This is a genomic window from Mumia quercus (assembly GCF_025506335.1).
Lineage (GTDB): Bacteria > Actinomycetota > Actinomycetes > Propionibacteriales > Nocardioidaceae > Mumia > Mumia quercus.
The window spans coordinates 177,464-189,633 of the sequence record NZ_JANZYO010000005.1; the positions used below are offsets into that span (position 1 = coordinate 177,464).

13 protein-coding genes are annotated in these 12,170 nt (G+C 71.1%); 10 read left to right on the top strand and 3 right to left on the bottom strand.

The genetic code is table 11. The features are described 5' to 3' along the window. Nucleotides 1–2 precede the first annotated feature (2 nt). Complete coding sequence (locus tag NYZ95_RS13030; RefSeq protein WP_262851746.1) at nucleotides 3–986, bottom strand: AraC family transcriptional regulator; 984 nt, start codon at nucleotides 984–986, stop codon at nucleotides 3–5. Between the two features lie 165 nt (nucleotides 987–1,151). On the opposite strand from NYZ95_RS13030, the gene NYZ95_RS13035 reads away from it, so the two are divergent. After that, nucleotides 1,152–2,552 (top strand): FAD-binding oxidoreductase, encoded by a 1,401-nt coding sequence (locus tag NYZ95_RS13035; RefSeq protein WP_262851747.1) that lies wholly within the window; start codon nucleotides 1,152–1,154, stop codon nucleotides 2,550–2,552. A 117-nt stretch (nucleotides 2,553–2,669) separates the two neighbouring features. On the opposite strand, the gene rpmB is transcribed toward NYZ95_RS13035, so the two are convergent. After that, entirely contained in the window at nucleotides 2,670–2,855 is a 186-nt protein-coding gene (gene rpmB / locus NYZ95_RS13040; protein ID WP_262851748.1) for a 50S ribosomal protein L28, read from the bottom strand. A gap of 125 nt (nucleotides 2,856–2,980) precedes the next feature. Here rpmB and NYZ95_RS13045 point away from each other — a divergent pair, with 125 nt between their 5' ends. The 9 genes from NYZ95_RS13045 to mutM all read left to right on the top strand — a co-directional run bounded on the left by NYZ95_RS13045 (nucleotide 2,981) and on the right by mutM (nucleotide 11,093). After that, complete coding sequence (locus NYZ95_RS13045; protein ID WP_262851749.1) at nucleotides 2,981–4,582, top strand: DAK2 domain-containing protein; 1,602 nt, start codon at nucleotides 2,981–2,983, stop codon at nucleotides 4,580–4,582. A gap of 19 nt (nucleotides 4,583–4,601) precedes the next feature. Beyond that, the gene (gene recG / locus NYZ95_RS13050) at nucleotides 4,602–6,800 is read left to right on the top strand and encodes an ATP-dependent DNA helicase RecG (RefSeq protein WP_262851750.1); all 2,199 of its coding nucleotides are present in this window, start codon (nucleotides 4,602–4,604) and stop codon (nucleotides 6,798–6,800) included. After that, the gene (locus tag NYZ95_RS13055) at nucleotides 6,797–7,510 is read left to right on the top strand and encodes a DinB family protein (protein WP_262851751.1); all 714 of its coding nucleotides are present in this window, start codon (nucleotides 6,797–6,799) and stop codon (nucleotides 7,508–7,510) included. The genes recG and NYZ95_RS13055 overlap by 4 nt, the downstream gene beginning before the upstream one ends. Further along, nucleotides 7,507–8,073, top strand: coding sequence for a 16S rRNA (guanine(966)-N(2))-methyltransferase RsmD (gene rsmD, locus NYZ95_RS13060; RefSeq protein WP_262851752.1), 567 nt, complete (start codon nucleotides 7,507–7,509; stop codon nucleotides 8,071–8,073). Before NYZ95_RS13055 ends, rsmD begins: the two co-directional genes overlap by 4 nt. Beyond that, complete coding sequence (gene coaD / locus NYZ95_RS13065) at nucleotides 8,066–8,542, top strand: pantetheine-phosphate adenylyltransferase (RefSeq protein ID WP_262851753.1); 477 nt, start codon at nucleotides 8,066–8,068, stop codon at nucleotides 8,540–8,542. Before rsmD ends, coaD begins: the two co-directional genes overlap by 8 nt. A gap of 96 nt (nucleotides 8,543–8,638) precedes the next feature. After that, nucleotides 8,639–9,226, top strand: coding sequence for a YceD family protein (locus tag NYZ95_RS13070; protein WP_262851754.1), 588 nt, complete (start codon nucleotides 8,639–8,641; stop codon nucleotides 9,224–9,226). Between the two features lie 2 nt (nucleotides 9,227–9,228). Further along, nucleotides 9,229–9,414: a 50S ribosomal protein L32 gene (rpmF, locus tag NYZ95_RS13075; protein WP_262851755.1), complete on the top strand. Its 186-nt coding sequence runs from the start codon at nucleotides 9,229–9,231 to the stop codon at nucleotides 9,412–9,414. A gap of 11 nt (nucleotides 9,415–9,425) precedes the next feature. Next, nucleotides 9,426–10,223, top strand: coding sequence for a ribonuclease III (gene rnc, locus NYZ95_RS13080; protein ID WP_262851756.1), 798 nt, complete (start codon nucleotides 9,426–9,428; stop codon nucleotides 10,221–10,223). Nucleotides 10,224–10,241: 18 nt separating this feature from the next. Next, a complete protein-coding gene (gene mutM, locus NYZ95_RS13085; protein ID WP_262851757.1) occupies nucleotides 10,242–11,093 on the top strand; it encodes a bifunctional DNA-formamidopyrimidine glycosylase/DNA-(apurinic or apyrimidinic site) lyase in 852 nt (283 codons plus the stop codon). 24 nt (nucleotides 11,094–11,117) lie between these two features. Here mutM and NYZ95_RS13090 read toward each other — a convergent pair whose 3' ends face one another. Beyond that, nucleotides 11,118–12,092: an alpha/beta hydrolase family protein gene (locus tag NYZ95_RS13090; protein WP_262851758.1), complete on the bottom strand. Its 975-nt coding sequence runs from the start codon at nucleotides 12,090–12,092 to the stop codon at nucleotides 11,118–11,120. Nucleotides 12,093–12,170 lie beyond the last annotated feature (78 nt).

Consider the following 12,170-nt stretch of genomic DNA (forward strand, 5'->3'; position numbering starts at 1 on the left):
GGCTAGGTCGTCGTCCCTCGTCGACGCCAGACGCCCGGCGCCTCGCCGACCTGTCGTTTGAACGCGCGGTTGAACGCCGACTCCGACTGGTAGCCGACGGCGGCAGCGGCCTGCGCGACGCTGAGCGAACGGCTCTGGAGCAGGCGCGCGGCGAGCTGGAGCCGCCAGCGCGCCAGGTAGGTCATCGGAGGGATGCCCACGTACGAGGTGAAGCGTTCGGCGAGGGCCGAGCGCGAGAGGCCGACCTCGCGGGCGAGCTGCTCCAACGTCCACGGCTCGGCGAACCGTCCGTGCATCAGCCGCAGCGCGGCACCGACGTCGCGGTCGCGCAGGCCGGCCACCCAGCTGCGCGTCTGCGGGGGCAGCCCGTCGATGTGGCTCCGGAGGGCCTCCAGGAACATCAGCTCGGACAGCTTGGCGAGCATCGCCTCCTGACCGGCGTCGCGTTCGTCGCTGGTCGCGATCGCCGCGTCCAGCAGACTCGTCATCCACTCCCAGCTGCGGCCGGACACGGGCGCGCGGACCATCCGCGGCAACGACTCCAGCAAGGGGTTGAAGGGCCCCCTGTCGCAGGCGAGGTAGCCGCAGACGATCCGGCAGCGTTCGGCGCGGGCATCGCTGTTGATGTCGATGACGAACGGCAGGGCCTCGCTCAACGGGCGGTAGTAGCGCGAGAGGTCGGCCTGCCCACGCATCCCTGGCTCGGACGCCAAGATGTTCGCCTCGCCGGAGGAGAAGATCACGATCTCGCCGGCCCGCATCAGCTCCGCGGGCTCGGGCTCGTCGACGGCCTCGACCCAGCAGGCGCCGGAGGTGAGGACGTGGAACGCGATCAGGTGGTCGGCGTCGGCGGCGACCTTGGCCGCGATCACGTCCGTCGGCGGGCTCTGGGCGACGAAGGGGGCGCGCGCGTCGATGTCGAAGTACACCGCTCCGGTCAGACGGACCGCGAGCAGCACGTCGGAGAGGACGTCCACCGCGCTCACCTCCCGGACGCTCGGGCAGAGGTCCTGGACGTACGGCGACGATCGCGCCGTCAGCCGGATGAACGGCCAAGACGGCCGGCGTCCTGGGCATTCCTGGCCGACAGGGCTGCTCCCTAGCGTCGAAGACACATTCTCCCACCTACCGCCTCGCAGGAGGAGCCCATCATGTCCACAGTCGAAACCACACCCCGCGCCGTCGTCGACGAGCTCCGCCAGGTCGTGCGGGGCCCGCTCATCGAGCCTTCAGACCCGGACTACGACGAGGTGCGCAAGGTCTTCAACGGAGCCGTCGACCGGCATCCCGCGGCCGTCGTCCGCGTCGCCGACGTGGGCGACGTCCTCAGCTGCGTCGACGTCGCCCGGCGCCATCGCATGCCCCTCGCCGTGCGTGGTGGTGGCCACCACGGTGCGGGCTTCAGCGTCGGCGACGGCGCCCTGGTGATCGACTTCCGCGACCAGCGCTCGACCACGGTCGACCCGGCGGCAGGGACGGTACGCGTCGACGCGGGCTGCACCTGGGGCGACGTGGACCACGCCACGGGAGCGTTCGGGCTGGCGACGCCGTCGGGCTTCGTGTCCACGACCGGTGTCGCCGGCCTCACCCTCGGAGGCGGGACCGGCTACCTCACGCGACAGTTCGGGCTCACGGTGGACAACCTCGTCTCCGCCGACGTGGTGCTGGCCGACGGCACGTTCGTCACGGCCAGCGAGACGAGCCACCGAGACCTGTTCTGGGCGCTGCGCGGTGGTGGCGGGAACTTCGGTGTCGTGACCTCGTTCACCTTCACGTGTCATCCCGTGGGCGAGGCGGGGCAGATCATCGGCGGCCCCGTGCTGTACGACCTCGCGGACGCCGAGGAGGTCTTCCGGTGGTACCGCGACCTCCTGCCCGGCCTTCCCGACGAGCTGAACGGCTGGCTCGGCGTCCTCGAGGTTCCCTCCGCGGCGCCGTTCCCCGAAGAGCTCTGGGCGCGCAAGGTCTGCGGGATCGTGTGGTGCTACTCAGGGCCGCACGAGCGGGCGGACGAGGTGCTGGCACCGGTCGTCGAGTTCGGGAGGCCGCTGCTGAGCGGGCTCCAGCCGATGCCGTACGCCGTCCTCCAGACCGCGTTCGACGCCCTGCTGCCCGCGGGCCTGCAGTGGTACTGGAAGGCCGACTTCTACGAGAAGATCCCCGACGAGGCGATCGCCGTCCACCGTCGGTACGGCGAGAGCATCCCGACGCCGTTGTCCACGATGCACCTGTACCCGATCAGCGGCGCGGCGGCCCGCGTGCCGGAGGACGCCACCGCGTTCGCGTACCGGCAGGGCGGCTGGAACGGCGTCATCGCCGGCATCGATCCCGACCCGGCGAAGCTGGACGAGGTCTCGGCATGGGCGCGGGACTACTGGGAGGAGCTCCATCCGACCTCGGCCGGCGGGGCGTACGTCAACATGATGATGGACGAGGGGAACGCACGCGTCCGCGCTGCCTACCGGGGGAACTACGAGCGTCTCGTCGAGGTCAAGCGGCGCTACGACCCGGACAACCTCTTCCGTCTCAACCAGAACGTGCCACCGTCCTGACGGCGGCCACCGGGAGAGACACGCCAAAGAGGCGGGCCGCACCCGGAGGTGCTGCCCGCCTCGGACACGCATATCGTGCGGCGGAGGTCACCGCGAAGGTGACCGACCGACGTCAGCTCAGCGGCTGACCTTGCCGGCCTTGAGGCACGAGGTGCACACGTTCATGCGCTTCGGGGTCGAACCGACGACCGCGCGGACCCGCTGGATGTTGGGGTCGAAACGACGGCGCGTGCGCTTGCGCGACCACGGCTTGTTGTTGCCGAAACCCGGCTTCTTGCCGCACACGTCGCAGACTGCAGCCACAGCGAACACTCCCGGTTGAGATTGAGGGGATTTACCAAAGGACAAGGCTATCCGATCGCCCAAGGGCGAAGCCAATCGGCCTCGTCGCTCCCGAACGAGGGTGCCCGGGGATAGTCTCTCAGGTCATGAAGACCCGCGTCTCTCCGGAGTCCTTCGCCGCATGGGCACGGGCCTGCACCGAAGCCCTCGGCACCGCTCGCGCAGAGATCGACGCACTCAACGTCTTCCCTGTTCCCGACGGCGACACGGGCACGAATGTGTACGTGACGTTCGAGTCGGCCCTGCAGGCGATCACGCCTTCTTCCGACGAGCCCCTCGCCGCGCTCGTCAAGCGGTACGTCGACGCGGTCCTGCTCGGCGCGCGGGGCAACTCCGGCGTCATCATGGCGCAGTTCCTCCGGGCTTCTCTCCCGCTCGTGGCCGAGGCGGACGGCGAGGAGGTGGACGTCGCGCGGGTCGCGGACGCGATGAGCACGGCCGCCACCGCGGCGTACGCCGCTGTCGGTCATCCCGTCGAGGGCACGATTCTCACCGTCGCGTGCCGTGCCGCGGAGGCCGCGCAGGAGGCGGTCGCCGCGGGGGCCGACCTCGCCGGACTGGTGAGCGCGGTGGCGGCGGCCGCGCGGGAGGCGCTGGTACGCACGCCGGAGCAGCTCGACCGCCTGGCCCGCGCGGGTGTGGTGGACGCTGGCGGCCGCGCGCTCGTCGTGATCCTCGACACGACCGAGCGGCTCATCACCGGACGGTTCGTCCCCGCGCCGGAGCCGGTCGTGATCGTTCCGAGCGAACGCGCCGACGACGCGCACGCGCTCGACCCCGACGGGCCCTCGTACGAGGTGATGTACCTCCTCGACGCCGACGACGCCGCGATCCCCGACCTGCGGCGTGCCCTGGACGCCCTCGGTGACTCGCTCGTCGTCGTCGGCGGCGACCGGCTCTGGAACGTCCACGTCCACGTCGACGACGTCGGTGCGGCGATCGAGGCAGGCATCGCCGCCGGTCGGCCGTACCGGATCTCCGTCACCCACTTCGCGGAGATGACACGGGCGCAGGCGAGCACCGACGGGACGCGAGCGGTCGTCGCGGTCGCCGCCGGGCCCGGGCTCGCGTCGCTGTTCAGTGAGGCGGGCGCCGTCGTCGTTCCGACATCGGTCGGAGAGCCGCTGGCCGTCAGCGCCGTTCTCGACACGATCCTCGACTGCGGGGCGGACGACGTGGTCGTCCTGCCCAACAGCCGCGACTTCCGCGTCGTCTGCGACGCCGCGGCCGCCCAGGCGCGCGAGGCGGGCGTCCACGCGACCGTCATCCCGTCGTGGACGCAGGTGCAGGGACTCGCGGCCGTGGCCGTCCATGACGCGACCCGTCCGTTCGACGACGACGTGGTCGCGATGACCAGCGCGTCACGGGGCACCCAGCACGGGGCGATCACGGTGGCCACCGAGTCCGGGATGACGATGGCGGGGCCGTGCCTGGTCGGCGACGTGCTCGGTGTGGTCGACGCGGAGTTCTCCGTGATCGGGCACGAGCAAGCCGAGGTGGCGCGCCTGGTGCTCGACCGTCTGATGTCCGGGAGCGCCGAGCTGGTCACCCTGGTGACCGGCGACGGCCTCGACGACGACGTCGTGCCCAGCCTCCAGCGCTGGCTGCGCACGCGCCGTCCCGACGTCGAGCTCGTCGCGTACGACGGTGGCCAGGCCCGCTACCCGCTGCTGCTGGCGGTCGAGTGACGAGGGCAGGAGGACCGGCGTGGCGGTGACCCCGCAGACCAAGCTCGCGAACGTCGTCGGCGACAAGACGGCGAAGGCGTTCGAGCGCAGCTTCGGGATCGTGACCGTCGGCGACCTGCTGCGCCACTACCCGCGTCGCTACGCCGCGCGAGGAGACCTCACCGACCTCTCCGCTTTGACGGTGGACGAGCACGTCACCGTCGTCGCGCGGGTCGACCACGTCAAGGAGTACCCGTTCCGTCCGAAGGGCGGAGGCCGGCCGGGAGGGACCAACGTCCGTACGGAGGTCGTGGTGACCGACGGCACGGGGGAGCTGGTGCTCACGTTCTTCCGGCAGCCCTGGATCGCCAAGCGGCTGAGCCCGGGCACCGTGGGGATGTTCGCCGGCAAGGTGAACGCGTTCCGTGGCCGCAAGCAGCTGCTGCACCCCGAGGTGAGGCAGGCCGACTCCGAGGACGAGGCACGCGACCGGGCGGAGGAGTTCGCCAGCCAGATCCTGCCGATCTACCCGGCGACGCAGGCGGTGTCGTCGTGGACCGTCGAACGCACGGTGGGGCTCGTCCTCGACTCTCTCGACGTCGCAGACGACCCGTTGCCGGAGCCGGTCCGCCGCGAGCACGGCTTCGTCGACCTCGCGACGGCCCTGCACGGCATCCACCGTCCCCACGAGGACCGCGACTACGAGGAGGCGCGCCGTCGGCTGCGGTACGAGGAGGCGTTCGTCCTCCAGGCCACGTTGGCGGTGCGTCGCCGTGTGCTGGCCCAGGCGGCGGCGACACGACGCCCGTACGTGCCGGGCGGTCTGCGCGACCGGTTCGAGGCGCAGCTGCCGTTCGCGCTGACGGACGGCCAGCGGGAGGTGGTGGCGCAGATCGCCGCCGACCTCGACCGCGACAAGCCGATGCAGCGGCTCCTGCAGGGCGAGGTCGGGTCCGGCAAGACGGTGGTCGCACTGCTCGCGATGCTGCAGGTCGTCGACGACGGGGGACAGGCGGTCATGCTGGCGCCGACCGAGGTGCTCGCCCAACAGCACTACCGCTCCATGGTCGCGATGCTCGGCCCGATGGCCGAGGCAGGCATGCTCGGGAGCGCGGAGGCTGCCACGCGCGTCCGACTCCTCACCGGGTCGCTCGGCAAGAAGGCGCGTCAGGAGGCGCTCCTGGACGCACAGACGGGGGAGGCCGGCATCGTCGTCGGGACGCACGCGCTGCTCGAGGACCGGGTCGGGTTCGCCGAGCTCGGGCTGGTCGTCGTCGACGAGCAGCACCGCTTCGGGGTCGAGCAGCGCGCCGCGCTGACCGCCAAGGCCGACGATGCGCCGCACCTGCTCGTCATGACCGCCACACCGATCCCGCGCACCGTCGCCATGACCGTCTTCGGCGACCTCGACACGTCGACGCTGCGCGAGCTGCCGCGTGGCCGCCAACCCATCCAGTCGACGGTCGTACCCGCCGCGGAGAAGCCCGCGTGGCTCGACCGGACCTGGGAGCGGATCCGCGAGGAGGTCGAGCAGGGCCGGCAGGCGTACGTGGTCTGCCCGCGGATCGGAGACGACGCGGAGGAGGCCGACGAGGCGCCGCCCCTCGACGACGAGGCCGAGACGCGTCCCCTCACGTCTGTGGTCGCGCTGCACGACCTGCTGCGCGACGGGCCGCTGGCCGGGTTGCGGCTCGGTCTCCTGCACGGTCGGCTGCCGGCGGAGGAGAAGGACACCGGCATGCGTGCGTTCGCCGCGGGGGAGGTCGACGTGCTCGTGGCCACGACCGTCATCGAGGTCGGGGTCGACGTCCCGAACGCGACGGCGATGGTGATCATGGACGCCGACCGGTTCGGCGTCTCCCAGCTCCACCAGCTGCGGGGCCGGGTCGGCCGTGGAGCGCACGCGGGTCTGTGCCTGCTCGTCACCGGTGCTCCGGTGGGGAGTCTCGCCCGGGAGCGCCTCGACGCGGTGGCGGCGACGGCGGACGGCTTCGCGCTGTCGCGGCTCGACGTCGAGATGCGCCGCGAGGGCGACGTGCTGGGTGTCCGACAGTCCGGCGTACGCTCCAGCCTGCGCCTGCTGTCGGTGGTGCGTGACGAGGACGTGATCGCGACCGCACGTGACGACGCGGCTGCCGTCGTCGCCGCCGACCCGTCGCTCGTGGCCCACCCAGCGCTGGCCGCAGCGGTGCGCGAGCTCGAGGACAGCACGCAGGCCGACTACCTGGAGAAGACATGACGGGTGAGCGCAGGGAGTTCGTCGACGAAGACCTGTCGGGCGCGAGGGTCGTCCGGTCCGTGCTGGCCGGTGTCGTCATGCGCGGGGTCTACGTCGCGGGCATGGATCTCGACACGCCGGACCTCGCCGACGGTCCGCTCTTCGTCAACGGGATCGACGTCGCACCGTACGTCGAGGGCGAGCTCGCCAAGCGCTTCCCCGGCCGTGAGCTCAAGGTCGCGACCGACCCCGAGGGCCTGCGCGAGGCGTGGTCGGCCGTCGAGGCCGCGTGGGCCGACGCGCTCGTCACGGCGCGCGGGCGCGAGGACGTCTCTGTCGACGGTGAGTGGACCTTCGCTCAGACCCTCCGCCACCTCGTGCTGGCCACGGACGTGTGGCTGAAGGGCGCGATCTTCGGGGAGCAGCAGCCGTACCACCCGATCGGCCAGCCGTTCACCGAGTTCGCCGACACCGGAGGCGACCTCACGATCTTCCGTGAGCCGACCTCGTACGACGAGGTGCTCGCGGTCCGTGGCGAGCACCAGGCGCTGGTCAGGGAGTCCCTCGACCACGTGACTCCCGAGATCCTCGCTGAGCCCCGTACCGACCCCTGGCGGCCGCAGGCCAGCGTGAGCGTGCTGCAGTGCCTGCACGTCGTCCTCAACGAGGAGTGGGAGCACCTGAGGTTCGCGCTGCGCGACCTCGAGACCGACGAGCGGCGGCGTTCGTGACACGGATCATCGCGGGTGCGCTCGGCGGCCGTCGGCTGGCGACCCCGCCCGGTTCCGCGACGCGGCCGACCTCCGACCGCGTGCGCGAGGCGATGTTCTCGGCGCTGGAGACGCGACTCGGCGGGTTCGACGACGTGCGCGTGCTCGACCTGTACGCCGGGTCGGGCGCTCTGGGTCTCGAGGCGGTCTCGCGTGGGGCGGTCCACGCGACGCTCGTCGAGGCCGACCGGCGTACGGCACAGGTGATCCGCCGCAACGTGCGCGAGCTGGGGGTCTCGGACTCGGTCGCGGTCGTGGCGGAGAAGGTGCGCTCGTTCGTCCGTACGCCGCCGCCGGCGCCGTACGACCTCCTCGTCCTCGACCCTCCGTACGACGTGCCGAACGACGAGGTCAGCGCCGTGCTCGAGGTGGTGACGTCGTCGGGGTGGTGGACGAGCGACGGCGTCGTCGTCGTGGAGCGCTCCTCCCGTGACGGCGCGTTCGCGTGGCCGGAGGCCGTCGAGCCGCTCGTCGACCGCCGCTACGGCGAGACGACGCTTTGGTACGGTCGGCCGCATGACTAGGGCTGCCTGTCCGGGTTCGTTCGACCCTGTGACCCTCGGGCACGTCGACATCATCGCCCGCACGTCGCGGCTCTTCGACGAGGTCGTCGTCGCCGTGGGGGTCAACGACTCCAAGCGTGTGATGTTCAACACCGACGAGCGTGTGGGGCTGCTCGAGGAGGTCCTCGCCGACCTCCCGAACGTGCGCGTGATGACGTTCTCGGGCCTGCTCGTCGACTTCTGCACGGAGCACGACATCTCCGCGGTCGTGAAAGGACTGCGGGCGGTCTCGGACTTCGACTACGAGCTGCAGATGGCCCAGATGAACTCCACGCTGGCGCGCGTCGACACGCTCTTCATGCCGACGAGCCCGGCGTACTCCTACCTCGCCTCGAGCCTCGTCAAGGAGGTCGCGCGCCACGGTGGGGACGTCTCCGAGCACGTTCCCCCCGTCGTCCTCGCGGCGCTGAAGGAGAAGCTCGCCGGCTAGGCGGACGGCGCGGTTCGCGTCGACGTGGGGACGTTCGCTATCCTGGTCCGTGGCCTGCAACTGGGCCGCACCTCGCCATGCCTCTAAGGAGTACGTGTGACCACGCTCGACTCCCGGGCGCCGTTCGTTCTCGACACCCACGAGATCGCGCGCCGACCCGGAACGCAGCGTGAGCTGACGCTCTCCGAGAAGGCGCCGGCGAGGATGGGTGTCGATATGCTCGGTGTGCCCGAGGGAAGTGACATCGATCTCGAACTCCGGCTCGAGTCGGTCATGGAAGGAATCCTCGTCACGGGGACCGCCTCGGTGCACACGTCAGGTGAGTGCGTACGCTGCCTTCGGGAGATCGACGGTGAGATGACCGTCGACCTTCAGGAGCTGTACGTCTACGAAGGCGACGAGGATGACGACATCTCCCGGCTCGAGGGAGACCTGCTCGATCTTGAGCCTGTCCTGCGGGACGCGGTGGTGCTTGCGCTTCCGCACAACCCGTTGTGTGTTCCGGACTGCCCGGGACTGTGCCCCGAGTGTGGGGTGCGGCTCGCGGACGACCCAGAACACACACACGGCGAAGCCGTCGACCCCCGCTGGTCGGCGCTCAGCCAGCTGATCGAAGGCAACGACCGCCCCGCGGGCGGTTCGGAGGCGACCGGGCCCGTGTCCGGTCCAGACGAGGAGAAGTAGAAGTGGCAGTCCCGAAGCGCAAGATGTCGCGCAGCAACACCCGCCACCGCCGTTCGCAGTGGAAGGCTGCCGCGCCGCAGCTCGTGATCTGCGCCAACCCCGCGTGCCGCGCCAAGCACCTGCCGCACCGCGCCTGCCCCGAGTGCGGCCAGTACGGCCCCCGCGGCGAGCTGCGTCAGGTTCTCTGAGCAGGCAGCCCGTGCCCGACGTCGTTGACGGCGCTGATGCGGTCTCGAACGCCGAGCTGCTCACGCAGCTCGGCGTGCCCGGCCTCGAGCCGGGCCTGCTGACCCAGGCCCTGACCCACCGCTCGTACGCGTACGAGAACGGCGGCATCCCCAACAACGAGCGCCTCGAGTTCCTCGGTGACGCCGTGCTGGGGCTGGTCGTCACCGACACGCTCTACAAGGCGCACCCCGACCTCCCTGAAGGCCGCCTCGCGAAGTTGCGCGCTGCGGTCGTGAACGCGCGCGCTCTTGCGGACGTGGCGCGGACCCTCGGTCTGGGTGCCTACCTGAGGCTCGGACGCGGCGAGGAGGCGACCGGCGGCCGCGACAAGTCGTCGATCCTCTCCGACACGGTCGAAGCGCTGATCGGCGCGATCTATCTTCAGGAGGGGTTCGAGGGCGCGGGCGTCGTCGTCCACCGCCTCTTCGATCCGGTGATGGCGCGCGCCGCTGAGCTCGGCGCCGGCCTCGACTGGAAGACGAGCCTCCAGGAGCTCTCCTCCGACCACGGTCTCGGCGTCCCCGAGTACCGTCTGTCCGAGGAGGGCCCCGACCACGACAAGACCTTCACCGCGCACGTGCGGGTTGGTGGTCAGGTCTACGGCGAGGGTGTCGGCCACTCCAAGAAGGAGGCCGAGCAGCAGGTCGCCGAGACGGCGTGGCGCGCGATCAAGGCCACCGTCGACGTCGTCGACCACGAGGCCGGGTCGGTGGCCCCCGCGGCCGAGGTCGTCGAGGCTGCCGAGTCGGCGCGCCGTTCTGGTTCCTGACTCGGCGCCGCGCCTTCCGTGCCCGAGCTTCCCGAGGTCGAGGTCGTCCGCCGTGGTCTCGCCGACCACGTCTCCGGACGTCGGATCGACCGCGTCGAGGTGCTCCACCCGCGGCCCGTCAGGCGTCACCTCCCAGGGCCCGAGGACTTCGCGCTGCGCCTGACCGGTGAGCGCTTCACGGGAGCATCACGTCGGGGCAAGTACCTCTGGCTGCCGCTGGACTCCGGCGACGCCGTCCTCGCGCACCTGGGGATGAGCGGCCAGTTCCTGGTCCAGCCCCCCAGCGCCGCCACCGAACGGCACCTCCGTGTCGTCTTCTCCCTCGACGACGGCATGCAGCTACGCTTCGTCGACCAGCGGATGTTCGGCGGGCTGTCGATCAGTGACGGAGGTGCGACGCTGCCGCCGGAGATCGCGCACATCGCCCGCGACCCGCTCGACCCCGCCTTCGACGACCTCGGCTTCATCGAGCGCCTGCGCCGCCGTCGTACGGGTATCAAGCGTGCGCTGCTCGACCAGACGCTCATCTCGGGTGTCGGCAACATCTATGCCGACGAGGCGCTGTGGCGGGCGCGGCTGCACTACGCGCGGGCGACCGACACGATGCGGCGGCCCGAGGTCAGCCGTCTGCTCGACGGCGTCCGCGAGGTGATGGCCGCGGCGCTCGCCCAGGGTGGGACGTCCTTCGACGCGCTCTACGTCGCGGTGAACGGTGAGTCCGGCTACTTCTCGCGCTCGCTGGAGGTGTACGGGCAGGAGGGCGAGCCGTGCTCGCGGTGCGGGACGCCGATCCGGCGCGACTCCTTCATGAACCGTTCGTCCTTCACGTGTCCCCGCTGCCAGCCTCGACCCCGCAACGGGCGGTGGTGAGGCCGGCAGCGGGCCGGTGTCACGTCAGCGGATCGGCGCGGCCAGCGGCAGCGAGCGGTCGACGAGGTCCTTGACGGTCGAGCCGCAGGTGGAGATCACGTCCGCGTCCGCGCAGTAGTGCGACGCGGTGTGGGTGCCGGTGGCGAGGTCCTTCGCCCACGTGGAGGCGAAGTCGCGCAGACGGGCCGTCTGCGTCGCGTTGGGGCTGCACAGGGCGCCCGCGACACCGATCGCGTCGGTGTCGTCGCCCTCGCTGTCGATGTGGCAGCTCCCGCCGGTCGGCACGCCGAGCGTGATGCGCGTCCAGACGAGCTGGATGCCGACGAACTCGTTGGCGAGGCCGGTGAGGGCGCCGAAGGAGTTGTTGAAGAGGTTGATGACGCTCGGCCGCGCGGCGATGCTCAGCACCGGGCGGGTCCCGTTGGCCGAGATCGTCGAGACCGCGGCGGAGAAGCCGTCGGCCGCGACCGGGTCGAACATGATGGCGCCCTTGAGGTTCGGGTAGCCGCGGGTGGCCAGCTGCTGTCCGACGAGGGCGGCGAAGTGCCCGCCGGCGGAGTGGCCACCCACGAGGTACTTGACCGGAAGCGGCTTGCCGTTCGGCGGCACGACCGTACGGTCGGCGAGGGCGTTGCCGAAGGTCGTGGCGAGCGCGGGGTTGCCGGCGGTCATGTCCTCGTCGAGGCAGACGACCATGAGGCCCTTCTCGGCGATGGCCTTGCTGGTGCCGCGCAGGTGCTTGCAGCTGCGGCTGAAGCCGTGCTCGACCAGCATGAGGGCGCTGGCGGTGCCGTTCGGCAGGTACCAGTCGGCGTCGTACGAGGTGCCGTTGATCGTGATCGGCGCGCTGACGCAGGTCGTGGAGCTGGACGAGTAGCCCGAGCACGCGGCGGCGGACGCCGGGGGCGCTGCCCCGACGAGGAGTGCGGCGACAGCTCCGGCGGAGGCGGTCAGGGCGGCGAGCAGACGCGTGGCGCGACGGCGTGGCGAGAGGTGCAAGAGGCTTCTCCTGGTGCGTGGGTGGATGGTTCACGTCACCGGACCGACGTTCCCGAGAAGACGTTTGGAACGGCGTTT